The sequence below is a fragment of the Collinsella sp. TF09-1AT genome, from assembly GCF_003436895.1.
Taxonomy (GTDB): Bacteria; Actinomycetota; Coriobacteriia; order Coriobacteriales; family Coriobacteriaceae; genus Collinsella.
Map to the genome: position 1 here is coordinate 12,387 of NZ_QSRC01000004.1, position 22,660 is coordinate 35,046.

Annotated in this window: 22 protein-coding genes; 19 read left to right on the plus strand and 3 right to left on the minus strand. The window is 59.7% G+C overall.

The genetic code is table 11. The features are described 5' to 3' along the window. The first annotated feature begins 126 nt into the window (after nt 1–126). The 19 genes from murF (at nt 127) to DXC90_RS04585 (ending at nt 19,754) form a co-directional block, all read left to right on the plus strand. Nucleotides 127–1,551 carry a UDP-N-acetylmuramoyl-tripeptide--D-alanyl-D-alanine ligase gene (gene murF / locus DXC90_RS04495; RefSeq protein ID WP_117734945.1) on the plus strand — a complete coding sequence of 475 codons (1,425 nt, stop codon included), beginning with the start codon at nt 127–129 and terminating at the stop codon, nt 1,549–1,551. Between the two features lie 3 nt (nt 1,552–1,554). Next, nucleotides 1,555–2,574 (plus strand): phospho-N-acetylmuramoyl-pentapeptide-transferase, encoded by a 1,020-nt coding sequence (gene mraY / locus DXC90_RS04500; RefSeq protein ID WP_089571579.1) that lies wholly within the window; start codon nt 1,555–1,557, stop codon nt 2,572–2,574. A 9-nt stretch (nt 2,575–2,583) separates the two neighbouring features. Then, nucleotides 2,584–3,990 (plus strand): UDP-N-acetylmuramoyl-L-alanine--D-glutamate ligase, encoded by a 1,407-nt coding sequence (murD, locus tag DXC90_RS04505; RefSeq protein WP_117734946.1) that lies wholly within the window; start codon nt 2,584–2,586, stop codon nt 3,988–3,990. A 36-nt stretch (nt 3,991–4,026) separates the two neighbouring features. Continuing rightward, complete coding sequence (gene ftsW / locus DXC90_RS04510; RefSeq protein ID WP_117734947.1) at nt 4,027–5,520, plus strand: putative lipid II flippase FtsW; 1,494 nt, start codon at nt 4,027–4,029, stop codon at nt 5,518–5,520. Continuing rightward, complete coding sequence (murG, locus tag DXC90_RS04515; RefSeq protein WP_117734948.1) at nt 5,510–6,625, plus strand: undecaprenyldiphospho-muramoylpentapeptide beta-N-acetylglucosaminyltransferase; 1,116 nt, start codon at nt 5,510–5,512, stop codon at nt 6,623–6,625. Before ftsW ends, murG begins: the two co-directional genes overlap by 11 nt. Before the next feature lie 97 nt (nt 6,626–6,722). After that, nucleotides 6,723–8,141, plus strand: a complete 1,419-nt coding sequence (gene murC, locus DXC90_RS04520) for a UDP-N-acetylmuramate--L-alanine ligase (RefSeq protein ID WP_117734949.1) — start codon at nt 6,723–6,725, stop codon at nt 8,139–8,141. 5 nt (nt 8,142–8,146) lie between these two features. Then, entirely contained in the window at nt 8,147–9,058 is a 912-nt protein-coding gene (murB, locus tag DXC90_RS04525) for a UDP-N-acetylmuramate dehydrogenase (RefSeq protein ID WP_006234257.1), read from the plus strand. After that, nucleotides 9,015–10,271: a cell division protein FtsQ/DivIB gene (locus tag DXC90_RS04530; protein ID WP_233502158.1), complete on the plus strand. Its 1,257-nt coding sequence runs from the start codon at nt 9,015–9,017 to the stop codon at nt 10,269–10,271. The genes murB and DXC90_RS04530 overlap by 44 nt, the downstream gene beginning before the upstream one ends. Before the next feature lie 199 nt (nt 10,272–10,470). Then, complete coding sequence (ftsZ, locus tag DXC90_RS04535) at nt 10,471–11,625, plus strand: cell division protein FtsZ (RefSeq protein WP_117734951.1); 1,155 nt, start codon at nt 10,471–10,473, stop codon at nt 11,623–11,625. A 209-nt stretch (nt 11,626–11,834) separates the two neighbouring features. Beyond that, nucleotides 11,835–12,635, plus strand: a complete 801-nt coding sequence (locus DXC90_RS04540) for a polyphenol oxidase family protein (RefSeq protein WP_117734952.1) — start codon at nt 11,835–11,837, stop codon at nt 12,633–12,635. Continuing rightward, on the plus strand, nt 12,632–13,468 hold the full coding sequence (locus DXC90_RS04545; RefSeq protein WP_117734953.1) for a phosphate ABC transporter substrate-binding protein: 837 nt from the start codon (nt 12,632–12,634) through the stop codon (nt 13,466–13,468). Before DXC90_RS04540 ends, DXC90_RS04545 begins: the two co-directional genes overlap by 4 nt. A gap of 1 nt (nt 13,469) precedes the next feature. Then, nucleotides 13,470–14,396, plus strand: coding sequence for a phosphate ABC transporter permease subunit PstC (gene pstC / locus DXC90_RS04550; protein ID WP_117734954.1), 927 nt, complete (start codon nt 13,470–13,472; stop codon nt 14,394–14,396). A gap of 3 nt (nt 14,397–14,399) precedes the next feature. Beyond that, nucleotides 14,400–15,305: a phosphate ABC transporter permease PstA gene (gene pstA, locus DXC90_RS04555; RefSeq protein WP_117734955.1), complete on the plus strand. Its 906-nt coding sequence runs from the start codon at nt 14,400–14,402 to the stop codon at nt 15,303–15,305. 12 nt (nt 15,306–15,317) lie between these two features. Continuing rightward, on the plus strand, nt 15,318–16,121 hold the full coding sequence (gene pstB, locus DXC90_RS04560) for a phosphate ABC transporter ATP-binding protein PstB (protein WP_117647229.1): 804 nt from the start codon (nt 15,318–15,320) through the stop codon (nt 16,119–16,121). A 92-nt stretch (nt 16,122–16,213) separates the two neighbouring features. Then, nucleotides 16,214–17,071 carry a PhoU domain-containing protein gene (locus DXC90_RS04565; RefSeq protein ID WP_117734956.1) on the plus strand — a complete coding sequence of 286 codons (858 nt, stop codon included), beginning with the start codon at nt 16,214–16,216 and terminating at the stop codon, nt 17,069–17,071. 120 nt (nt 17,072–17,191) lie between these two features. Next, nucleotides 17,192–17,929, plus strand: a complete 738-nt coding sequence (locus tag DXC90_RS04570) for a YggS family pyridoxal phosphate-dependent enzyme (protein ID WP_117734957.1) — start codon at nt 17,192–17,194, stop codon at nt 17,927–17,929. Between the two features lie 60 nt (nt 17,930–17,989). Next, nucleotides 17,990–18,715: a cell division protein SepF gene (locus DXC90_RS04575; protein WP_117734958.1), complete on the plus strand. Its 726-nt coding sequence runs from the start codon at nt 17,990–17,992 to the stop codon at nt 18,713–18,715. A gap of 57 nt (nt 18,716–18,772) precedes the next feature. Continuing rightward, nucleotides 18,773–19,018, plus strand: a complete 246-nt coding sequence (locus DXC90_RS04580) for a YggT family protein (RefSeq protein ID WP_199406628.1) — start codon at nt 18,773–18,775, stop codon at nt 19,016–19,018. Between the two features lie 61 nt (nt 19,019–19,079). Beyond that, complete coding sequence (locus tag DXC90_RS04585; protein ID WP_117734960.1) at nt 19,080–19,754, plus strand: DivIVA domain-containing protein; 675 nt, start codon at nt 19,080–19,082, stop codon at nt 19,752–19,754. Between the two features lie 175 nt (nt 19,755–19,929). On the opposite strand, the gene DXC90_RS04590 is transcribed toward DXC90_RS04585, so the two are convergent. The 3 genes from DXC90_RS04590 to DXC90_RS04600 all read right to left on the minus strand — a co-directional run bounded on the left by DXC90_RS04590 (nt 19,930) and on the right by DXC90_RS04600 (nt 22,570). Then, nucleotides 19,930–20,460: a nitroreductase family protein gene (locus tag DXC90_RS04590; RefSeq protein WP_117735098.1), complete on the minus strand. Its 531-nt coding sequence runs from the start codon at nt 20,458–20,460 to the stop codon at nt 19,930–19,932. A 369-nt stretch (nt 20,461–20,829) separates the two neighbouring features. After that, nucleotides 20,830–21,453: a DUF47 domain-containing protein gene (locus DXC90_RS04595; RefSeq protein WP_117734961.1), complete on the minus strand. Its 624-nt coding sequence runs from the start codon at nt 21,451–21,453 to the stop codon at nt 20,830–20,832. Nucleotides 21,454–21,520: 67 nt separating this feature from the next. Next, on the minus strand, nt 21,521–22,570 hold the full coding sequence (locus DXC90_RS04600; RefSeq protein ID WP_117734962.1) for an inorganic phosphate transporter: 1,050 nt from the start codon (nt 22,568–22,570) through the stop codon (nt 21,521–21,523). Between the last annotated feature and the right edge of the window lie 90 nt (nt 22,571–22,660).

Here is a 22,660-nt window from a genome sequence, read left to right on the forward strand (position 1 = left end):
GGGTTACAATCTTTGGGGCGTGGTTTGTTGTCCCATATGAGGGGTGTTCACATGCCCTGCACCACGCATGCGCGGCGCTGGGATACAATACGCCGATAGCATTATTAGGTTTACAGGGGAGCTGCAATGATAGAGATCGCCGTCAACAACCTCGCGGCCGCAACAGGGACCCGAACCGTGACGGGAGAAGTCGATCGGGTATGCCGCGGGTGTGTTATCGACTCGCGCCAGGTCGAGGAAGGGACGATTTTCGTCGCCTTTCCCGGTGAAAACGTCGACGGCAATGATTTTGCTTCCCGTGCCGTCCAGTCGGGTGCCGGCGCCGTCGTGATGACGCGCGAGCCCGAGGCCGAGCTGGTCTCGCTGGCGCAAGACAAGGGCTGTGCCATCCTGCGGACCGATGATCCCGAGGAGTTTATGCTCCGTTTGGCGCACGCGTATCGCCTGGAGCTTGGCTGCCTGGTCGTTGGCATTACCGGTTCCATCGGCAAGACGACGACCAAGGACGTGCTCGCCGCTGTACTCGCCAAGCGCTATCGTGTCTGGGCCACCAAGGGCAATTTCAATAACCTGATCGGCATGCCGCTCACGGTGCTTTCCGCCCCGGCCGATACCGAGGTCCTGGTGCTCGAGATGGGCATGAACCATTTCCACGAGATCGAGCGCCTGTCCCAGTCCGCCAATCCCAACCTTGCCATTGTGAGCAAGATCGGTACCTCTCATATCGGTATTTTGGGCAGCCGCGAGAACATCGCCCGCGCTAAGGCCGAGATTGTCCAGGGCATGTGCGCCGCCGGCGACTATTTGCCGCTGCTGGTTTTGGGCGGCGAGGACGACTTTACGCCGTTCATTCGCGATACGTTCGCCCAGCCCGCTGGTATCGACGTGATGCTGGCCGGCGTCTCGGACGATGATGAGATCCGTGCCCGCGACATTCGTGTTGATGACGAGGGCCGTCCGGTCTTTACGCTCGATTTTGGCCAGGGCGAGACGATCGATACCATGCTTGCCATCCCCGGCGTGCAGTCCGTTCCAAATGCCGTTAAGGCCGCCGCGGTTGCCTATCGCCTGGGTGTGACGCCCGAGCAGATCGATGCTGCCTTTAGGGGCCTCGCAATCACCGGTCACCGCCAGGAGATCAAGCGCGCCAAGAGCGGTGCCCGCGTCATCGATGACTCCTATAACGCTAGCGCCGAATCGATGGCTGCCGGTCTCGATCTACTGTGCTCGCTTTCGTGCACGGGGTCTCGCATGGCGATCCTGGGCGAGATGGGCGAGATGGGCGATGAGGCTCCTCGCATGCATGAGCTCGTGGGCGCCTATGCCGCCGCCAAAAAGCTCGACATGCTGGCGTGCGTGGGTGGTGAGCTGGCCCAGCTTATGGCCGATGCCGCGCGCATGATGGGCATGGACGAGGACCGCATCCAGGTGTTCTCCGATTATCAGCAGGTGCTCGACCGCATGGGCGGCGCGCTTGAAAAACATGATGTTGTACTGGTCAAGGGTTCCCGCTTTGTTGAGCTCGACCGCTTTGTGGAAGGTGTGTGCTAGCCCATGTTCGGCAATCCCTCGTATCCAACGTATCAGGCTTTTTTGGGGCTTGGCATCGCCGCCGCCATTGCGCTGCTGCTCATGCCGTGGTGGATCAAGCTGCTCAAGGTTGAGGGTATCGGCCAGCAGGTTCGTGCCGACGGCCCCAAGCGTCATTTGGTTAAGCAGGGAACGCCCACCATGGGTGGCGTTGTCATCCTCGTCGCGATCTCGCTGACCTGCCTGCTGATGGGCAAGCTCACCACCGAACTCGTGCTCGTGCTGCTCGCCACGCTGGCGACCGGCGTGCTGGGCCTGATCGACGACCTGACTTCCGTTACGCATGGGCGCTCGCTCGGTCTGACGCCCCATGCCAAGATGATCGGCCTAACCATTATCTGTGTCACCTTTACGGTACTTGCCGTCAACTGGTGCGGCGTCGCCCCCGAGATTCGTTTTCCCGGTGGGTTGACGATCGACCTTGGCGTGCTTTCGACTACCATCTGCGGCTATTCGTTCCCGTGGCTCTATATTGTCTTTTGCTGGCTGATGATTGCCGGTCTTTCTAATGCCGTGAACCTGACCGATGGCCTTGACGGCCTTGCTGGCGGCACCTCCATGATCGCCATGCTCGCCATGGCTGCCATGGCGTTTTTGCACGGAGACGTGAACCTGTCCATCTTCTGCACCGCGTGTGCCGGTGCTTGCTTGGGCTTTCTGTGGTTCAACTGCTATCCGGCGAGCATCTTTATGGGCGATACCGGATCGCTTGCCCTGGGCGCCGCGTTTGCCTGCACGTCCATCATGACCAACACCGAGGTCGTCTCCCTCATCATCGGCGGCCTGTTTATCGTTGAGACCCTTTCGGTCATGATTCAGGTTGTCTACTTCCACTTTACGCACAAGCGCGTCTTCCTTATGGCGCCCATCCATCATCATTTCGAAAAGAAGGGCTGGGCCGAGACCAAGGTCGTCATCCGTTTTTGGATTATCGCTGCGGCCTTTGGTGCCGTTGGCCTTGCTCTGTTCTTCCAGTTGGGATAGTGGTCTTTCATGCCTCTTGCTGATGTCTTTAGCCTGCTCGTTTTGGGTCAGGGCAAATCCGGTCTCGATGTCGCCCGCTGGGCGCTGGCGCATCCCGAGCGCGTAAGCGCCGTTACCGTGTATGGCGGTGGCACGTCTGAGCCCAATGACGCCACGCGTGCGCTCGAGGCTGCTGGTGTGTCGTTTGTCTATGGGACCGAACAGGTCGAGGGCGCCTATGACGTATGCGTGACGTGCCCGGGCATCTCGGAGTTCTCGGGCTTCTTTAAGGCCGGGCACGAGCATGCCGCCCAGATTATGGGTGAGCCCGAGTTTGCCTATCGCCTGTCGCCCGATAACTGGATTGCCATTACGGGCACCAACGGCAAGACGACCACCACGTCGCTGACTGATTATCTGCTCAAGGCTGCCGGCGAGGCCAGCGTAGCTGTCGGCAACATCGGCGAGCCGCCGGTCAACGAGATTGACGGCCGAGCCCACAACGAGTGGTTTGTGGCTGAGCTCTCGAGCTATCAGATTGCTACGACCACCGAGCTCCACCCTCGCGTGGCGGTGCTGCTCAACATCACTCCAGACCACTTGGGCTGGCATAAGAGCCATAAGAACTACGCGCTTGCCAAGGTCAAACTGTTTGACAATATGGGCGATGACGATCTGGTGGTTGTCGACGTCGAAGACGCCGGCATTCACGAGTTCGATGAGTACATCTACACGCCGGGTCGTCGCATCTGCAAGGTTGCCTTTGACGAGCCTGAGGGCGAGGATGTCGCCTTTGTGCGCGATGGCAAGATGATCGTGCGCCTGAAGGGCGTCGAGACCCCGCTCATCGCTACATCCGAGCTCAAGATCTCGGGTCATCACAATGTTATCAATGCCCTGTGCGCTGCCACGGCTGCCCTGGCAGTCGGTGCCGATGTCGATGGTGTCTGCCGCGGCCTGGCCTCGTTCCAGCCGCTCGAGCACCGCGTGGAGCCGTGTGGCGAGATTGACGGCGTGCGCTACGTCAACGATTCCAAGGCGACCAACACCGATGCGGTCGAGAAGGCCCTGACGGCATTTCCCGATGACGACGTGATCTTGCTGCTCGGCGGCCACGATAAGGGCACGCCGCTCACGGACTTCGCGCGCGTCGTTATGGATAACGTACGCTCGGTCGTCTGCTTTGGCGATGCACGCGAGCGCTTCACCGCCGCTATGGACGAGGCCGATGTCGATGGCGATGTGGATATCGCCCAGGCGGATGACCTACGCGACGCCGTGGACGTTGCCCGCTCGCTGTCGAGCCGTGGCGACGTGATCTTACTTTCTCCTGCCTGCTCTTCGTTCGATGAGTTCTCGGGCTATGAGGAGCGCGGCCGCGTGTTTAAGGACTATGTGGCCCAGCTTGCCGCTGCGGCGAAATCGCAAATGGAATAGGGGCTGCCGGTGAGAGAGGAGAGCCCCCGACAAGGTATGAGGAGGCCCGACTCGGACCGTGCTTCCTCGCGGCGCAGCAATCCGCGTTCCGGTCGCGGCGGGCAGACGTTTAGCGAACGCTATATTGCCGGCGTTCCCGCCCGTATCATGCGCCCCCGTTTGATATTCATGGCCTGCCTGTTTACCTTGGTGTGCTTTGGCCTGCTGATGGTGTACTCGGCATCTTCGGTCGAGGCACTGCACGAGAATGGCTCGGCGACGTTTTTTTTGGGTCGACAGGCCGCGTTTACCGCGATCGGTGTTCTAGCGCTGATTGCCATCGTGCGCGTTTTGCCGGACAGCTGGTTTGGGGAGGATGTGCTCAGGATCTTCCTTATCGGCATGATGCTCTTGCTTCTGCTGGTTTTCTTGGTGGGCAGCGGCAGCCGTGGCGCCACGCGCTGGCTCAACATCGCCGGCATTCAGTTCCAGCCTTCCGAGTTTTTAAAGCCATTTGCCATCGCGTATTCGGCCATCATGCTCGACCGCTTCTTTTCGCCCGGTGGCAACATCAACGAATTCCTTCGCAAGATGGGCATCTACCTGGGCATTTCGCTCTTTCTGATCTTTATCCAGCCCGATTTCGGTACCGTCCTGATCATCCTGTTGACCCTCATGTGCATGGCGTTGTTCGCGGGTCTCGACCCCAAATTCATCCTCGGCGTGATAATCTTCGGCATTCTCGTGATCGTGATTGCGCTTGTTGCAGAGCCGTACCGTATGGTGCGTATTCAGGTTGCCTTGAACCCTTGGGCCGACGAGTATGGTGACGGCTATCAGGCCACGCTTGCCATCATGGCCTTTGCCTCGGGCGGCCTGTTCGGCCGTGGCATCGGCAACTCAACCATGAAGTACTCGTATCTGCCCGAGGCGCACAACGACTACATCCTGGCCATCATTGGCGAGGAGGCCGGTTTTGTCGGAACCGTGCTGTTCTTCTTGGTGTTTGCGATGCTGATCTACTCGGCGTTTCGCATTGCCGAGCAGGCGACCGACCGTCGCGGAGCGCTTATGGCGTCTGGCTCCGCGGTCATCCTTGCGGTGCAGTTTTTGATCAACGCGCTGGGCATTCTCAATGTGTTTCCCATGACGGGCAAGCCGCTGCCGTTTATTAGCTACGGCGGCTCGTCGATTATTGTGTCGCTTATGCTCGTCGGGTTGATCCTGCGCGTTTCGTACGAGAGCGCCCGCCGCGATGAGCATGACCGCCGCCGTGAGAGCTTTGCCGTTATGGACGAGAGCACCGCCGGCGTTGCCCATGTGCGCGGTGAACGACCTTCGCGTAGCGGCTTTACCGTTCTGGATGGTTCTGCATCCGAGCCGGTAGCCCGTCCACGCCCGCGAACGGCTCCGCAAGGTCGTCCGCAGCGCCCCAGCCCTCGCAACGCGGGCGGCGGATATAATCGAATCGATTTGAACTCGGACCCGTCGGCGCGTCTGCGCACCGACGACCAGGGACCGCGTGTACGAAGGGACTACCATGACCGATAAGATGACCGTTGCTATTGCGGCCGGCGGCACGGCAGGACACATCAACCCTGCGCTCGCCTTGGCCGAAGAGCTGCGTGACCGTGGTCACTACGTTGTGTTCGTGGGCCAGTCGCGCAAGCTCGAGGGTCGTCTGGTCCCCGAGGCCGGGTTTGATTTTGTGCCCATTACGGTCACGGGCTTCGACCGCTCCCGTCCTTGGACGGCGCTGACCTCGCTGTGGCGTGTCAACAAGGCCAAGCGTGCGCTCGCCAGTTATTTCTCAAAGGTCGGCAAGCCCGATGCCGGCATCGGTTTTGGTGCCTATGTCGAGGTTCCGCTGCTGGGGTGGTGCAAGGGCGCGGGCGTTCCGTATCTGCTGCATGAGCAGAACTCTGTTCCGGGCCTGGCCAACAAGATGATGAACTCCCACGCCGCCCGCGTGTGCATCTCGGTGCCGGCAGCGCGCGCGGTCTTTGAGCGCGAAGGCGACCCTGACCATGTGCTCATGACCGGCAACCCCGTACGTCGCTCGGTGATCGAGGGCGATCGCGCTCGCGGCCGCAAGGCACTTGGCGTTCCCGAGGACGCTACGCTGCTGCTCGTCTTTGGCGGTTCACTTGGCGCCCAGCACCTCAACGAGCGCGTGGTTTCGCTCAAAAACGAGCTGCTTTCGCGCAAGAACCTCTATGTGTTGCATTCGACGGGTGCCGACGGCTTTGAGGAGACCGAGCGCGCTTTGGCGCTGACGCCCGAGGAAGCGAAGCGTTACCGCGTCCAGCCTTACATCGACAACATGGGCGATATGCTGGCTTCTGCCGATTTGGCGCTCTCGCGTTCGGGCGCATCGAGCGTGGCCGAGATCGCTGCGCTTGCCGTGCCCTCGGTGCTCGTGCCGTATCCGCATGCGACGGCCGACCACCAAACCACCAATGCCCGTTATCTGGTCGACGCCGGGGCCGGCGTACTTTGCGCCGATGCCGATATCGACGGTTCTGCCTTTGCCGATGAGCTGCTGCACCTGGTCGATGATGCGTCGGCGCGCGACGCCATGCGTCAGGCGGCGCGTGGTCTGGCTCAGGATAGGGCCGCCGCTCTTCTGGCGGATGCGGTAGAGGGTTTGCGTTAGTTAGACGGGATATCGTCGGTCGCCCTCGCGCTGATGCGGTAGGTGCGGTACAGTTAACGGGTTACAGGCAGTGTTTACGCAAGGAGTACACGAGCACATGGCTGATTCCCAGACTGCAACCTCCGCGCCCAAGTTTAAGAGCGCCCACTTTATCGGTATCGGCGGCGCCGGCATGAGCGGCATCGCCCTCGTTCTGCACGAGCGCGGTTATGCCGTTACCGGCTCTGACCTTAAGACGTCACGTTATATCCGCCAGCTTACCCGCGCTGGCGTGAAGGTGCATGTGGGCCATGAGGCCGCCACGATCGACGAGGTCAAGCCCGACGTGGTTGTTGTCTCCACCGCTATTCCGGAGTCCAACCCTGAACTTGTGCGCGCTCGCGAGCTTGGTATTCCCGTGTGGCCCCGTGCCAAGATGCTCTCTGCTTTGGGCCACGGCTACACCACCGTCGCTGTTGCCGGCACGCATGGCAAGACCACCACGTCTTCGATGTGCGCCACCATGCTCGACCGCATGGGCCTGGATCCGAGCTTCTTGATCGGCGGCATCGTCGAGGGCTATGACACGAACGGCAAGAACGGCTCGGGCGACTACTTTGTCGCCGAGGCCGACGAGTCCGACAGCTCCTTCCTGTTCCTGAACCCCAACGTGGTCATTGTGACCAACGTCGAGGCCGACCACCTCGATCACTACTCGGGTATCGAGGAGATCGAGGCAACTTTCGCCAAATTCATGAGCCTGGTGGGCGAGGACGGCACCGTCATCGTCTGCGGTGAGGATCCGCATCTGGTCGAGCTCGCCAAGTCGACGGGCCGTCACGTGCTTTCCTACGGCTTTGCCGAGAGCAACGATGTCGTCTGCGTGCATCCGGATGTCAAGGGCATCCAGAGTGACTTTATCGTTCGCTTTGAGGACGGCACTGAGCACGCTGTGGAGATCAAGAGCAATCCCGGTCGCCACAACATGCTCAACGCCACGGCGGTGCTCACCGTCGCCCATGTCCTGGGCCTTGACATCGACGCCGCCGCCAAGGCGCTCTCGAGCTTTGAGGGCGTCCGCCGTCGTTTCACCCACGTGGGCGATATCGATGGCATCACCGTGGTCGATGATTACGGCCATCACCCCACTGAGATCAAGGCGACGCTTGCTGCCGCTTCGTCGCTGGGCTACAAGCACGTCGACGTCGTATTCCAGCCGCACCGCTATTCGCGCCTGCAGGCCCTGTGCGACGACTTTGCCGATGCATTTGCCAATGCCGATAAACTGCTGCTGATCGATGTGTTCTCGGCTGGCGAGATGCCCATTCCGGGTGTCACCTCTAAGATGCTCGCCGATACCGTGCGCGCCAAGCATCCTGGCAAGGAGGTCGTGTACTGCTCCAGCCGTCTTGAGCTCAATCAGGAGCTCGAGCAGATGGTGGGCGAGGGCGACCTGCTGCTCACCATGGGTGCCGGTGACGTTACGACCGTCGGTCCCGAGTTCATCGAGTATCTGACTGCCAAGAAAGACGCTTAAGTCAAATGGGTCTGTTTAACGCCGTCATGGCGCTCTCGGGCATGATCGACACGGATGTGATCGAGGACGAGCGCCTTGCGCGTCATACGAGCTATCGTATCGGCGGCAAGGCCGACCTCTTCGTGACGTGCCATAGCTATCATGCCCTCCGCCGCGCCGTGGCGGTGCTCGATCGCGAGCAGGTGCCGTGGGTCATCATCGGCAAGGGCTCCAATCTGCTGGTTGCCGATGGTGGTTATCGCGGTGCCGTCATTTCGCTCGGACGTGAGTTTCAGCGCACGGTTGTTGCCGATGACGGCTGTACGCTGACGGTCGGTGCGGGCGTGATGTTTGCGCGCCTGGTCAACGATGCCCTGTCGCGTAGCCTCTCGGGCCTTGAGTTTGCCGTTGGCATCCCTGGTTCGGTCGGCGGTGCGATATCTATGAATGCCGGCACACGGACCGAGTGGATTGGCTCGCTGGTCGAGGATGTCGTAACGTTTGACCCGGCATCCGGTATCAAGCATTATGCGGGGTCCGAGATCACTTGGGGCTACCGCGAATGTAGCCTTCCCCGCAATGAGATTATCCTCGAGTGCGTGCTCAAGCTTAAACCGGCGCCCAAGGCCGACATTCGCGAGCGCATGGAGCGGTACCTGACGAGGCGCAAGCGTACACAGCCCATGGGTCGCGCATCCTGCGGGTCGGTCTTTCGCAACCCGCCCGATGCGAGTGTGGGCAAGCTTATCGAGGATTGTGGATTAAAGGGTTTTTCGATTGGCGGCGCGGAAGTATCGCCCGTTCACGCTAATTTTATCGTTAATAACGGAACTGCCTCGGCCGATGACGTTGCCGCGGTTATCAGACATGTGCACGGAAAGGTGAGGGAGGCGTATGGCATCGAGCTCAGACCGGAAGTTAAATTCCTCGGCTTCTAGAGCATCGAAACCCACCTTCCGCCGCGCCGGAGGGCGTTCCGGCGCGCCTGCCAAACCTCAACGCAATACCGTCGCGCACTCTAAGTCTGTCGGGCATGCTCGACAGGCCAGTCGTCCGGTCGTCGGCTCGCAGCTCGGTAATCGTCCGGCCGCAAAAAAGTCCTCGCGTCCCTCGGTGACGTCAAAGCCTGTTATGGGCGCCAAGCCTGCCCGTCCCATGGCAGCTCCTAAGCCCTCGACGGGAACTAAAGCGGCGCGTCCGGGTCGCATGCTAGGCACATCGAAACCGCGCTCGCTGATATCGGTGTCGGCTACCGCCGAGAAGCCTTCGGGTAAAAAAGGCGTCAACCCGTTGTCTTCACTTGGGGCGATGGCAAATAAAACATCAGACGCCGCTTCTGTCGTTGCAGGCAAAGGCAAAATCCTGGGCGGCGTTCTGGCCGTCTTGGCCGTGCTCGTCGTCGTTGCCATCGTGGTGATCAACTCTGGATTGTTTACCGCCACTGATATTCAGATTCAAGGCAGCGAGCATGTGACGAAGCACGATGCTGTCCAGCTGATCGATTTGCCCGAGGGAACGTCGCTTTTTAACGTCGATCCCGACCAGATTACCGAGGACCTCAAGCAGAACCCGTGGGTCTCGGGCGTGGATGTCCAGCGTCAGTTCCCGCATACGCTCATCATTACGCCGATGGAGCGCAAGGTCATTGCAATTGCCTATATCAGCTCCGATGACCTTGCCTGGGCCATCGGTGATGATGACACCTGGATCGCCCCGCTGTCGACGTCGGTCGAAGTGGACGACCAGGGCAACGTCATCACGACAGGGCAGGGCTCAAATACCCTGACCGGCATTGATGCCGCACTGGCGCTCGCTAAGCACTATGGCGCGGTGTTGCTGACTGATGTCTCGGCGGATGTCGCTCCGGTTTCCGGCCAGGCGGTGAGCTCCAAGGCCGTTAAGGCTGGCTTGGATTATGTGCGTGGTTTTTCGAGCGAGTTCTTGGGACAAGTCAAGGATATTTCCACGCCTTCGGTCGAAGCCATCTCGGCAAACCTCAATAACGGCATTGAGGTGTCGCTGGGCGATTCGGACGATATCGCCAAGAAAGAACGCGTAGTCACTAAGTTGCTTTCGCAGGTAGAGGGCGTAACGTATATCAACGTGCGCTCTCCGGGCAACTACACATTTAGGAACGCTCCGACCTCGTAGCGCTGGTTGATGCTTTGTTGAGGGGCCATGCCACGCCGTTTATCTGGTTTGTTTGGTTTTCACGGTCAATTATTTGACTGATACGTTCATAATGTGCAAACATAATACGGTTTACCTTTGCATTTACTTTCAACCTGAAGGTTAATGTGCGCAGGGGTCGACCCATGCTATGGCTATAACCTTTGTTCGGAGGACCGACATGCACGAGACAGAGATCAACAACTACCTTGCCGTCATTAAGGTGGTCGGCGTCGGCGGCGGCGGTACCAACGCGGTCAATCGAATGATCGAAGAGGGCATCCGCGGCGTCGAGTTTGTTGCCATCAACACCGATGCTCAGGCACTCGCGATCTCTGATGCCGATATCAAGGTGCACATCGGCACCGACCTTACCCGCGGCCTGGGCGCCGGCGCCAACCCCGAGGTTGGCCGCAAGGCTGCCGATGAGTCCCGCGACGACATTGCCGAGGCGCTCGCTGGCGCCGACATGGTGTTCATCACCTGCGGCGAGGGCGGTGGCACCGGTACCGGTGCTGCTCCCATCGTTGCCGATATCGCGATGAACGAGGTCGGCGCACTGACCGTCGCCGTCGTGACCAAGCCCTTCACCTTCGAGGGCCGCAAGCGCAAGAAGAGCGCCGAGGAGGGCATCAAGACCCTCTCCGATTGCGTCGACACCATGATCGTCATTCCTAACGATAAGCTGCTCGACATCGCCGAGAAGAAGACCACCATGCTCGAGGCCTTCGCGATTGCCGATGGCGTCCTTTCCCAGGGCACCCAGGGCATCACCGACCTCATCACCGTCCCCGGTATCATCAACCTGGACTTCGCCGATGTTAAGACCATCATGAAGCAGGCCGGTACCGCCATGATGGGTATTGGTACCTCTTCTGGGGATACCCGTGCCGTCGACGCTGCCCAGCAGGCCATCTCCAGCCCGCTGCTCGAGAGCTCCATCGATGGCGCCACGCGCGTGCTGCTCTCCATCGCCGGTTCCAAGGACCTGGGCATCCAGGAGATCAGCGACGCCGCCGACGTTGTCGCCAACGCCGTCGACCCCGAGGCCAACATCATCTTCGGTACCGTTGTCGACGAGTCCCTGGGCGATCAGGTGCGTATCACCGTCATCGCTACGGGCTTCTCCGACTCCAACGTCAACCGTCAGGACGAGCTCTTTGCTGCTCAGCAGTCTCAGAGCAAGGTCGCTGCCTCCGCTGAGCCGCAGCGCACCGCTCCTGCCGCCAGCCCGGCTCAGGCCGCTCCGACCCGCAACGTCGGTGGCACCGAGCTTCCTAACTTCGGCAACGATCAGTTCGAGCTTCCCGACTTCCTGAAGCGCGGTAGCTTCTAAGTCGTTCTTTGCATTGTTGTGCACAGGGGCGTGTCCGTATGGATGCGCCCTTTTTATTTCGACTTTGTAAACTAGAACCTCTAATCTCTTTACGTTCCCTTTACGATTGCCTCCAGTGCAGCAGGTATCCTTTTAAGGAAGTATGACAGCCGTATAAACGCGGGCTGTAGCGGCGATGCCGCGTACTTGTGTTATTAGGAGGCTTTGGTATGGCAGCACGTGCGGACAAAGTTTCGCGTGTCGACCATGATGGAGTTACGTTGGTGGAGGGCGCGACATCCTATGTTCGCTTTGCCTTCACCGAGCGCGTCGGTGGTGTTTCCGAAGATGCGTACTCCTCACTCAACTTGGGCTCGCATGTTGGCGATGATCCCTTTGCTGTTCAAGAAAATCGTCGTCGCGCGCTCGAGGCTATGGGCGCCGCCGAGTGCGAGCACAACCTGCTCGTTCCCAATCAGATCCATGGTGACCATATCGTTGCGGTGACCTCGAACGGCGCCGATGACCTTGAGGACGTTCGCGAGCAGATTGCCGAGGGCTGCGATGCCATCGTCTGTACGGCGCATAACGTGCCCGTGCTGCTCTGCTTCGCCGACTGCGTTCCCGTGGTGCTGGTGGCCCCCGGCGGATTTGCCGTGGTGCACTCCGGTTGGAAGGGCACGATTGCACGTATTTCCGCCAAGGCGTGCCAGGCGCTTTGCGATGCTGCCGGCTGCGATGCGAGCGACGTTTCCGCCTATATCGGTCCCCATATCTTGGGTGACGAATATGAGGTGTCCCAGGAACTCATGGATCGCTTTGCTGCCGAGTTCTCGTGCATCGATGCGAGCATCTCTCGCATGCTCGATCTTTCCGCTGCCATTTGCGAGGCACTGGTAGATGTCGGTGTCGACGCGGATAATATCGTGGATACCCAGCTTTCGACTGTGCGTCAGAACGACCGCTTTTATTCCTACCGTAACGAGAACGGCACCTGTGGGCGCCATGCTGCGATCGGCGTGATGCTATGAGAAAGATCGTATCGGTCCTGAGCGCCGCTGTGCTTACGCTTACGCTGTGCGCCTGTTCTTCGGGATCTTCTACTTCTTCCATTACCGTCGCCGGCTCGACCACCTGCCTACCCATTGCCGAGATTGCGGCCGAGGGCTTTAAGGAAGAGACCGGCATCGACGTACTTGTCTCCGGTCTGGGCTCCTCTGCGGGCATCGAGGCCGTCAGCAACGGCACGGCCGATATCGCCAGCTCATCTCGCGGCCTCAATGCCGACGAGCAGGATCTGGGCCTGACCCCGATTGTGATCGCGCACGACGGCATCGCGGTCATCGTGAACGACGATAACCCGGTCGATAACCTCTCGACCGGGCAGCTCCGCGATATTTACGCCGGCAAGATCACCAACTGGAAGGAAGTCGGCGGAGAGGACCTGAAGATCCAGGTCATCAACCGAGATGAGGCGTCCGGCACGCGTGAGGCATTTCGCACCATCGTGATGGACGGCACCCCGTTCGATCGTCGCTCGGCCGTTCTTTCGGGCACGGGTCAGGTGCGCGACGTGGTATCTCGTTCGCGCGGTGCCATTGGCTACATTTCGCTGGGCTTCGTCGATAGCCTCAACGCCAAGACCTCGGTCAAGGCCGCCTCGGTCAATCATGTTGAGGCGTCCGAGAAGACGGTCGCGAGCGGCGGCTATCCCATCTCGCGTGACCTGTACTTCTTTGTGAAGGGTGCGCCTTCGCAGCAGGCGCAGGATTACATCGACTACGTGACGTCCGAAAAGATGGACAAGCAGATTCGCGAGGCGGGCTTTATCCCCGTCACCAACGACGAGAAGGGGAGTGAGTAGCATGGAAGCACAGGAAAACTCCCAGACTGAGCAGAATGTTCAGGCGCCCAAGAAGCGCGAGCTGGCGCTCGTATCGCGCAGTACCTATATCAAGGAGAAGGCGCTGCAGTGGATCTTCTTTGCCTGCGCGTTCTTGGCGGTCGTTACCGTCATCCTGATTTTTGTCTTTACCACGTACTCGGCGCTGCCCGTCTTTACCGACATTGGCCTGGCGAACTTCTTCAGCTTTACGTGGGCGCCCTCCGAGGGCCACTACGGCATTATGTCGCTGCTGGCCGGCTCGGGTCTCGTGACTGTCGGTGCGCTCGCCATGGGTGTGCCGCTAGGTGTGGGTACGGCCGTGTATCTGGTCGAGATCGCCAGCAAGCGCGTGCGCAAACTCATCAGCCCCGCCGTCGACCTGCTGGCGGGCATTCCCTCCATCATCTACGGTTTCTTTGGCATGATTATCATCCGTCCGTTTATCGCGCAACTGACCGGCGGTCTTGGTTTTGGTGCGCTGACGGCGTGGTTCGTGCTTGCTATCATGATCGTCCCTACCATCACCACGCTCACCATCGATGCTCTCAATTCCATTCCCATGGGCATTCGCGAGGCATCGTATGCCATGGGCGCCACCAAGTGGCAGACCATCTATAAGGTCGTGCTACCTGCCGCCAAGCTGGGTATCGTGGATGCCATCGTGCTGGGTATGGGCCGTGCCATCGGTGAGACCATGGCCGTGCTCATGGTCGTGGGTAACGCTCCGGTTATTCCCGACAGCATTGCGAGCCCCATCTCGACGCTCACGAGCCAGATCGCGCTCGACATGAGCTATTCCTCGGGTCTGCACCGCTCGGCGCTGTTCGGCATGGGTGTGGTCCTGTTTATCATCTCCGCCGCGCTGGTGGGCATCGTCCGTCTGATTTCCAAGAAGAAGAGGGGGTAGGCTATGTCCGATTCCGTTGACACGACGGTCGATGCGACCTCGTCGCGCGAGCGCATCAAGCGTGCCCTTTCCCACGGCAAGAAGGGCCGCATCAACAAAGACCTGTCCAATAAGATCATGCTTGGCGTGTTCCGTGCCGCAGCATACATCACCACGCTGGTGCTGGTCGCTATCATCGCCTACGTGGTCATTAACGGTCTGCCGCATATCTCGTTCGACTTTATCTTCGGTTGGCCCCAGGGCGTCAACGCCGAGGGCGGCATTTGGCCCACGATCGTCTCGACCGTCTACGTGACGGCGCTCGCCATGCTTATCTGCACGCCGATCGCTGTGCTGGCAGCCGTCTATCTGGCCGAGTACGCCAAGCAGGGCAAGGTCGTCGAGCTCATACGCTACGCTGCTGACGCTTTGGCGTCGGTGCCCTCCATCGTTATGGGCCTGTTTGGCTACGCCTTGTTTGTCGAGGCCATGGGCCTGGGCCTTTCGATGGTCTCTGCCGCTCTGGCGCTGGCGCTTCTGATGCTGCCTATCGTCATGCGCACCACCGAAGAGGCCATTCGCGCCGTTCCGCGCTATATCCGTTGGGGCGCGTACGGCTTGGGCGCCACCAAGTGGCAGGTCGTCTCCAAGATCGTACTTCCTTCGGCCTTTGGTCGCATTGCCACCGGCATCGTCCTTGCCATCGGCCGCGCCATCGGCGAGACCGCCGTGGTGCTCTACACCATGGGCCAGGCCATCAATCTACCTATTTCGCCGCTCGATTCCGGCCGCCCCATGACGGTTCACCTGTACCTGCTTGCCAACGACGGCATCAACATGAACGCGGCCTACGGCACCGCGCTTTTGCTGATGGCGATTATTCTGGCCTTCAACCTGTTTGCGCGCTACCTGTCGCGCAAACGCCGCTAATTAAGGAGTCCCATGTCCGTCTATCAGTCCGCTCCCACGCCGGAGCAAGCAGCCATCACGGCCAAGGATTTCAACTTTTGGTACGGTGACTTTCATGCGCTGACGGGGCTCGACCTCAACATCGCAAAAAACGCCATCACCGCCTTCATTGGCCCTTCAGGCTGCGGCAAGTCAACGTTTTTGCGTTGCATCAACCGTATGAATGACCTTATCGAGGGTACCCGCGTCGAGGGTACCATGACGCTCGACGGCAATGATATCTATGCCGAGGGTGTCGACCCGGTCGACCTCCGTCGTCGCGTGGGCATGATCTTTCAGCAGCCCAACCCGTTTCCCAAATCCATCTACGAGAATGTCGCCTTTGGCCCTCGTCTGCAGGGCGTGACTAGCAAAAGCGACCTCGATGACATCGTGGAAGAATCGCTCAAGCGCGCCAACCTCTGGAAAGAGGTATCCAATCAGCTCAACAAGGATGGTTTGGCGCTCTCGGGCGGTCAGCAGCAGCGTCTGTGCATCGCCCGCGTGCTTGCGGTGCAACCCGATGTCCTTCTGATGGACGAGCCCTGCTCCGCCATCGACCCCACGTCCGTCTCTAAGGTCGAGGATCTGATGGCCGAGCTGGCGCCCGAGATGACGATTATCATCGTCACGCATTCTATGCAGCAGGCAGCTCGTATCAGCGACTACACCGCATTCTTCTTGCAGGAAGTTGCCGGCGAGCCCGCCACGCTCATCGAGTATGGTCAAACCGACGCGATCTTCACCAGCCCGGTGGACTCGCGTACGGAAGACTATATCACCGGCCGCTTTGGCTGATCGGTGCGACTAGTCCCAAGCCGATCGGACCTGGTCCGGTGCGTATTCACTGTGCGGGCGGCATGACCGCACCCAACTGATTGGAGTGAACCATGCGCAAACTGTTTTCCCGTCAGCTCATCGAGGCCCGTCACGAGATGCTGAGCATCTATGAGGCCGTCGATCTGGCCCTCCACGATGCCGTAAAGGCCTATGTGACCGACGACCGCAAGCTCGCCACCAAGACCAAGAAGCGCACGCTTTCGATTGACGCACGCTGCGCCAACCTGGAGGCCGTCTGCTACAACCTGATTGCCACGCAGTCACCGGTCGCCTCCGACTTCCGCCTGCTTCAGACGATCATCTATGTTGACTTTAACCTGCAGCGCATGACCGATAAGGTCCGTCAGATTTGCCGCGCCACGCGTCATATGATCAAGGCCGACATCTCGCTGCCCAAGGAGCTTGTCGGCACGGTCGAGGCCGAGGCTGAGGCCGTCTACCAGGTGCTGGGCTCTTCGCTTTCTGCGCTTGTCACCAATGACATGTCCATCATCTGCAACCTGGCCGTCGAGGACGAGCCAGTGCACGCTGCCTACGAGAAGTTCTTCCGCACCTTTAACCGTATGGACACGGGCGACTTTATGGACGACGACAGCAACTATGACGACCTGCGTCGCGCCATCATGGTTTCACGCTACCTCGATCGCATCGCTTCGATTTCCATCGATGCCGCTTGCCGTCTGACCTTCCTGTTGACTGGTCAGCGTATGAACGCCGGCGATATCGCCCGCACTGATGAGGATGAGCTCGAGAGCATGCGCGTTCCTTCGGGCGAGGGTGTTATCATGAGGCCCGCCGTCGATGCTCGCTATGTTGCCAAGGTGCCTGCTAACGAGGTTAGCGAGGGCCTGCGCTACCTGCTGGATCATCTTGAGGATGAAGACGATGGCGAGGACGACGAGGAGTAGGGTAGCTCCGCTCGTTGAGAGATTGTAAATACCTGAGGGAGCGCGGCCTTGCGGATGCGGGGCCGCGCTCTTGCGTTAGCATGGGACTACTTGTTGTGCTGTCTGCGGAGGCGATTTGCCATGGATAACTATTTAGACTTGATGCGCGCTCGCCGCGAGCAGATACTCGAGCGCTTTTATGCCGCGCTCGATCGCGCTGGGAGGCCCCACGATGCCGCGCGTTTGATTGCCGTGTCCAAGACCGTCGGCGTTGACGAGACCATCGCTGCCATTCGGGCGGGGTATCGCCATTTTGCCGAGAACCGCCCGCAAGAGCTCGTCCGCAAGCTTACGGGTCTGGCGGAGCATCCGGAGCTGCCCGAGGTGCGTTTCGATATGATCGGCAACCTGCAGACCAATAAGATCAATGCGGTGCTGGGCTCAGCCGAGCTAATCCATTCGGTGGGGTCGCTTCATCTGGCGCAGGCTATCTCGAGCCGTGCGACTCGTAAGATCGAAGCGGGCGAGCTGGTTGCTCCCCAGCAGGTGCTGATTGAGGTCAACGTGAGCGGCGAGGAGTCCAAGGGCGGTTTTTCGCCCGATGAGATTCGCGCCGCCGCGGGTGAGCTTGCAGAGCTTGAGGGAATTTGCGTACAGGGGCTTATGACTATGGCGCCCCGGGGGAATAAGGATGTGGCACGCCGCACCTTTGCGGGGCTTCGTGAGCTGAGGGATGAGCTGGAGGCAGCGCATCCCGATTTGAACCTGCCTGAGCTTTCCTGCGGCATGAGCGAGGACTTTGAGCCTGCCCTTGAGGAGGGCTCTACGCTCGTTCGCCTGGGCAGGGTAGTATTTAGCCCGGAGTTTGCAGTAAAATAGGGCTCTGAAGTGCGCACTGGTTTACAGAGCGCCTGCACTAAACCGTGAGAGGACACAACCATGGGCTTCCTTGACGAGATTAAAAATAAGATGCACCTGGGCGGCCAGCAGGGTTACGACCAGGGCTATAGCCAGGATGACGACTACGGCTACGATGACGGCTACGACGACGGCTATCAGGGCGGCGGCTACAGTGGTGCTTCGGGCGAGGGCTTCTATACCCAGGACGAGCCGAGCAACGGCCTGCTGGGCCAGACGCGCCGCGGTGAAGCTGAGTCGGTTGCCGTGTATACGCGCTCCGGTCAGCTGGTCGGCGATGACTCGCGTCATGCAACGACGTACAATCCGCCGTCGCGTTCTCAGGATACGGTCACCGGTGGCTATCGTCCCGGCGCCTACGACACGCCGTCGAGTTATGCCGAGAGCGCCCGTGCTCGCGCCGCGGCGCCTGCGCCCGCCCCTGCGCCGAGCGACGCCTCGGCCTATGCGAGCAACATCATCAACGCCACGCCGCAGCTGCCTGCCTATGTCCTGCGTCCCGAGAGCTATGATGACGTTGAGACCGTTGTCCGTCGTGTGCGTACCAAACAGCCCGTCGCGCTGATTTTTGTCGGCGTTCGCACCGAGGTCGCCAAGCGTGTCCTGGACTTTAGCTATGGCTTTGCCTGTGGCCTGGGCGCTACGGTCAAGGAGGTGGGCGACCGCGTGTTCATGGTGCTGCCCGCCGGCTGCGAGGTCAAGGATTCGGACCTCAAGAAGCTTCGTGCCGACGGCTACCTTAAGTAAACCCAAGACGAGGAGATTCTCATCAACATCTACACCATTGTCCAGCTGGTCAACACGCTGTTCAACTTCTACTCCACGCTCATCGTGGTCTATTGCTTTATGACGTGGATTCCCATGAAGCAGGGCGGCCTGCTGCAGGATATCGCTGCAGTGCTCGATAGCGTCTGCGGCCCGTGGCTCAACCTCTTTCGTCGGTTTATCCCGCCGATGGGCGGCGTTGATTTTTCGCCGGTCGTTGCGATTATTGCGTTGCAGTTGGTGCAGAGACTGGTTCTGCAGCTTCTTATAGGTATACTCGTATAGAACTGACTTAGTAACTTACGTCGGGCGTGTAGCGCCGAGGCGATGAAAAAGGAGACTTGTTATGGCTATTACCCCTGCAGACATCCAGGCTCAGACTTTCTCTGAGGCCAAGCGTGGCTACGATCCTGCCGAGGTCGACGTCTTCTTGGAGACGCTGTCTTCCGAGGTTGACGCTATGCTCGCTAAGATCGTCGACCTTAAGGGCCGTCTGACTGCTACTGAGCAGCAGCTTGCCGATGCACAGGCTCAGCTTGCCCAGGCTCAGGATACCGCCGCCCAGGCCGCCCCTGCCGCCCCCGTGGCCGCTCCCGCCCCTGACTTCTCCGCTCAGGAGCGCCAGATTTCCGCTGCCCTGATCGCTGCTCAGCAGACCGCTGAGACCATCGTCAACGATGCCAATGAGAACGCTGAGCGTATCCGCAACGAGGCTGACGCCAAGGCCCGCGAGGTTATCCGCCAGGCTCTGACCGAGAAGCAGGCCGAGCTCGAGGAAATCGACCGTCTGAAGGCTTCCCGCGAGGAGTTCAAGGCCGAGTACCTCAAGCTCATCCAGCACTTTATGGACGACGCCCAGAACTCCTTCCCGGCCGACCTCATGGCCTCCACGCCGGTTGGTTCTGCCGCTTCTCCTGCGGTGACTGTTCCCGCCGAGCCGCTGCCCGTCGCCGATCCGGTTGTCCCCGTGGCCGATCCCTTCGCCCCGATCGACAACTTCGCTGCCGACGACCTGGACTAACATTCGGTCTACAATTTAGTGCCTAGAAAGGACCCGCAGCTTGCGGGTCCTTTTTTATGACTGTGCAGGGTGTGCAGGGGTGCGCAACATAAAAAACCGAGCCCTGCACATAGTGGCGCAGAACTCGGTGAACGGGTGAGCGGTCAAGGGTAGGTTTGCGGCATGTCCCAAAAATCTACTTGAGGAGGAAGTCGGAGAGGGGAATGGTGCGGGCCTCTCGATGCTCGGGGTCGGTGATATGGTCGGCAGGATAGCCACAGACGAGCATGTGATAGGGATAGACACCCTCGGGCAGGTCGAACTGCTCACGGGCCACCTCAGGCTTAAAATGGCACACCCAGCACGTTCCCAGGCCCTGCTCGGTGGCCTCCATCATCATCTGATCACACACGATGGACGTATCGATTTCACTGGAATTCATCTGATCATACGGGCGCACCCAAGCATCATCGGTAACGCTGCAAATGAGGAAGACAAGCGGAGCCCCAAAGATAGACCCATCACGAGCAAACCGAGGCTGACAAGCAGCAGCCTTCTCCAACAGCTCGGGCGTATCCAGCACCATTACACGAGAAGGATGATTATTACAAGCAGAAGGAGCAATCCGTCCAGCTTCAACAACAGCATCCACCACCGACTGCTCCACAGCCCGATTCTCAAAAGAACGACAAGAATACCGACCACGAGCCAAATCCAAATAACCCATAACCAAGCCCTCCAAAGTCAACGAATCGATCCAAAGCAAAATAAAGGGTACCCAAAGCACCATCCAGCCAAACGCCCAACACAGCCCCAAAGTACCCATTCGGGCATAAAAGGCCGCATCAGCCAAAGCCCCATCGCATCCAAACTATCAGCCGAGGTTCCCAATGGTGGTACGCAAGGCGAAGGCCCAACACCTATTTACTTTCGAACGACTCTGCTACGCAGCCGGAGTGAGAAAGCAAATAGGTGCCGGGCCTTCGCCGGTGGGGCGGGTACCACTAATTAACCGCTTTCGAACGACTCTGCAAAGCAGCCGGAGTGAGAAAGCAAACCGTGGCCGGCCCTTCGCCGCCGGGACATGTACCCCCAATTAACTGTTCTTCATGACAATCGAATCCACGACATCGGCCACATTCTCACAGCAGTCGGCGCAGTACTCCAGGAAGGCATATACGTCACGCCAGGCGATGACCTCGAGCGGGTCCTTGCCGTTGACGTGCAGGTTGCGCATGGCGTTGATGTAGAGCTCGTCAGCCTCGGACTCGATGGTGTTGATCTGGATGACCAGTTCGCGCAGCGTTTTGGACTTGCGGTAGTTGGGCAGCTCGACCATCAGGTCCTTCATGGCGCGGCAAGCGTCGGTCACCTTGTGGGCGATGACGATGGCGTCGGGATGGATGCTCTGAATGTTGGTGAAGTAGACGCGCTGCACGACGCCCTCGATGCGGTCGAGCACGGTGTCGAGTGAGCAGCTCATCAGATTCAGATCCTCGCGCTCGAGCGGGGTGATAAAGGCGGTGAGCAGGGCGTCTTCAAGCTCGTGGTGCTTCTTGTCTGCCGCATGCTCAATGGCATGCATCTCCTCGAGCATATCGTGAATCTTCGCGGGATCGAAGTTCTCAAAAATCTGGGTAAGCAGCTCGGCGGCCTGGACGGCGAGGTCGGCGCAGGCGACGTAGTTGTCAAAGTAGAACGAATTGGGTTTCTTTGCCATGGGTGGGTCCTTTCGAGGCGAAGACGGGTAGGCGAAGTGTTGCGGTCCGGATGGACACTCGGTTTGACTAGAGGAACATCATGAACAGCTTGGCCATGAAAAAGCTGATGAGTCCGCAAGCGGGGAAGGTGAAGAACCAGGTGAACATCATGTCCTTGACGACGCCGAAGTTGATGGCTGAGAGGCGCTTGACGGCGCCGACGCCCATGATGGCGCAGGTTTTGATGTGCGTGGATGACACGGGGATGCCGGTAAGGGTGGCAAGTAGCAGGTTCGCGGCGCCCGCGAGGTCGGCAGAGAAACCCTGATACTTCTCGAGCTTAACCATGCTCTGGCCGACGGACTTGATGATGCGCTCGCCGCCCACGCTGGTGCCGATACCCATAGTGGCCGAGCACAGCAGCATAATCCAGATGGGGATGCCGGCATCGCCGACGCTCGTCTGGCCGTTGGCGAAGGCCACGCCTAAAAAGAGCACGCCGATGAACTTCTGTCCATCCTGCGCGCCGTGCATGAAGCTCATGGCCGCGGCACTCGCGATCTGAGCGTATTTAAAGAAGACGTTGGCACGTCGCCTGTTGGCGGCGGCAAAAAGAATCGAGACGAGCTTGCACAGGACCCAGCCCATGACAAAGCCCAGGCCGATGGAGAGCGCCAAGCCGTAGATGACCTTCATCCACTCGTGGACGTTGACGCTGCTCGCGCCGCCGAGGGCGATAGCGGCACCGGTCAGGCCGGCGATAAGGCTGTGGCTTTGCGAGGTGGGGATGCCAAAACGCGACGCTGTGGCGCCGTAGACGACGATGGAGAACAGCGCCGCGCACAGGCACGCGAGCGCCATGGTGCTATTTCCGCCAAAGTCGACGATATGTGAGATGGTGTTGGCGACGCTCGCGTTAAAGTGCGTCATGATGAGCACGCCGAGGAAGTTGAATGCGGCGCTCATGAGAATGGCAGCGCGGGCGGGCATGCAACGCGTAGTGACGCAGGTCGCGATGGCGTTGGGCGCGTCGGTCCATCCGTTGACGAAGATGGCGCCGAGCGCGAGAATCACGGTGACGGCAAGGACTGGGTTCGACACAAGTTGGCCGAGGAAGGTTGAGAACGTTACGTCCATATATGGGCTTTCTCGAAGTTTGCAGAAACGTTACAAAAACATGATAAATCGTATCACCTCCTGCGGGTTTCTTTACCGAGTTCTGATGGG

What these genes read in the sequence shown, in the direction of transcription:
- DXC90_RS04545 (WP_117734953.1), top strand. Translation starts at nt 12,632, where the DNA reads ATGAGAAAGATCGTATCGGTCCTGAGCGCCGCTGTGCTTACGCTTACG.
- murC (WP_117734949.1), top strand. Translation starts at nt 6,723, where the DNA reads ATGGCTGATTCCCAGACTGCAACCTCCGCGCCCAAGTTTAAGAGCGCC.
- ftsW (WP_117734947.1), top strand. Translation starts at nt 4,027, where the DNA reads ATGAGGAGGCCCGACTCGGACCGTGCTTCCTCGCGGCGCAGCAATCCG.
- murF (WP_117734945.1), top strand. Translation starts at nt 127, where the DNA reads ATGATAGAGATCGCCGTCAACAACCTCGCGGCCGCAACAGGGACCCGA.
- mraY (WP_089571579.1), top strand. Translation starts at nt 1,555, where the DNA reads ATGTTCGGCAATCCCTCGTATCCAACGTATCAGGCTTTTTTGGGGCTT.
- DXC90_RS04575 (WP_117734958.1), top strand. Translation starts at nt 17,990, where the DNA reads ATGGGCTTCCTTGACGAGATTAAAAATAAGATGCACCTGGGCGGCCAG.
- DXC90_RS04530 (WP_233502158.1), top strand. Translation starts at nt 9,015, where the DNA reads ATGGCATCGAGCTCAGACCGGAAGTTAAATTCCTCGGCTTCTAGAGCA.
- DXC90_RS04585 (WP_117734960.1), top strand. Translation starts at nt 19,080, where the DNA reads ATGGCTATTACCCCTGCAGACATCCAGGCTCAGACTTTCTCTGAGGCC.
- pstB (WP_117647229.1), top strand. Translation starts at nt 15,318, where the DNA reads ATGTCCGTCTATCAGTCCGCTCCCACGCCGGAGCAAGCAGCCATCACG.
- DXC90_RS04570 (WP_117734957.1), top strand. Translation starts at nt 17,192, where the DNA reads ATGGATAACTATTTAGACTTGATGCGCGCTCGCCGCGAGCAGATACTC.
- murG (WP_117734948.1), top strand. Translation starts at nt 5,510, where the DNA reads ATGACCGATAAGATGACCGTTGCTATTGCGGCCGGCGGCACGGCAGGA.
- DXC90_RS04600 (WP_117734962.1), bottom strand. Translation starts at nt 22,570, where the DNA reads ATGGACGTAACGTTCTCAACCTTCCTCGGCCAACTTGTGTCGAACCCA.
- DXC90_RS04565 (WP_117734956.1), top strand. Translation starts at nt 16,214, where the DNA reads ATGCGCAAACTGTTTTCCCGTCAGCTCATCGAGGCCCGTCACGAGATG.
- murB (WP_006234257.1), top strand. Translation starts at nt 8,147, where the DNA reads ATGGGTCTGTTTAACGCCGTCATGGCGCTCTCGGGCATGATCGACACG.
- pstC (WP_117734954.1), top strand. Translation starts at nt 13,470, where the DNA reads ATGGAAGCACAGGAAAACTCCCAGACTGAGCAGAATGTTCAGGCGCCC.
- DXC90_RS04590 (WP_117735098.1), bottom strand. Translation starts at nt 20,460, where the DNA reads ATGGGTTATTTGGATTTGGCTCGTGGTCGGTATTCTTGTCGTTCTTTT.
- DXC90_RS04540 (WP_117734952.1), top strand. Translation starts at nt 11,835, where the DNA reads ATGGCAGCACGTGCGGACAAAGTTTCGCGTGTCGACCATGATGGAGTT.
- DXC90_RS04595 (WP_117734961.1), bottom strand. Translation starts at nt 21,453, where the DNA reads ATGGCAAAGAAACCCAATTCGTTCTACTTTGACAACTACGTCGCCTGC.
- pstA (WP_117734955.1), top strand. Translation starts at nt 14,400, where the DNA reads ATGTCCGATTCCGTTGACACGACGGTCGATGCGACCTCGTCGCGCGAG.
- ftsZ (WP_117734951.1), top strand. Translation starts at nt 10,471, where the DNA reads ATGCACGAGACAGAGATCAACAACTACCTTGCCGTCATTAAGGTGGTC.
- murD (WP_117734946.1), top strand. Translation starts at nt 2,584, where the DNA reads ATGCCTCTTGCTGATGTCTTTAGCCTGCTCGTTTTGGGTCAGGGCAAA.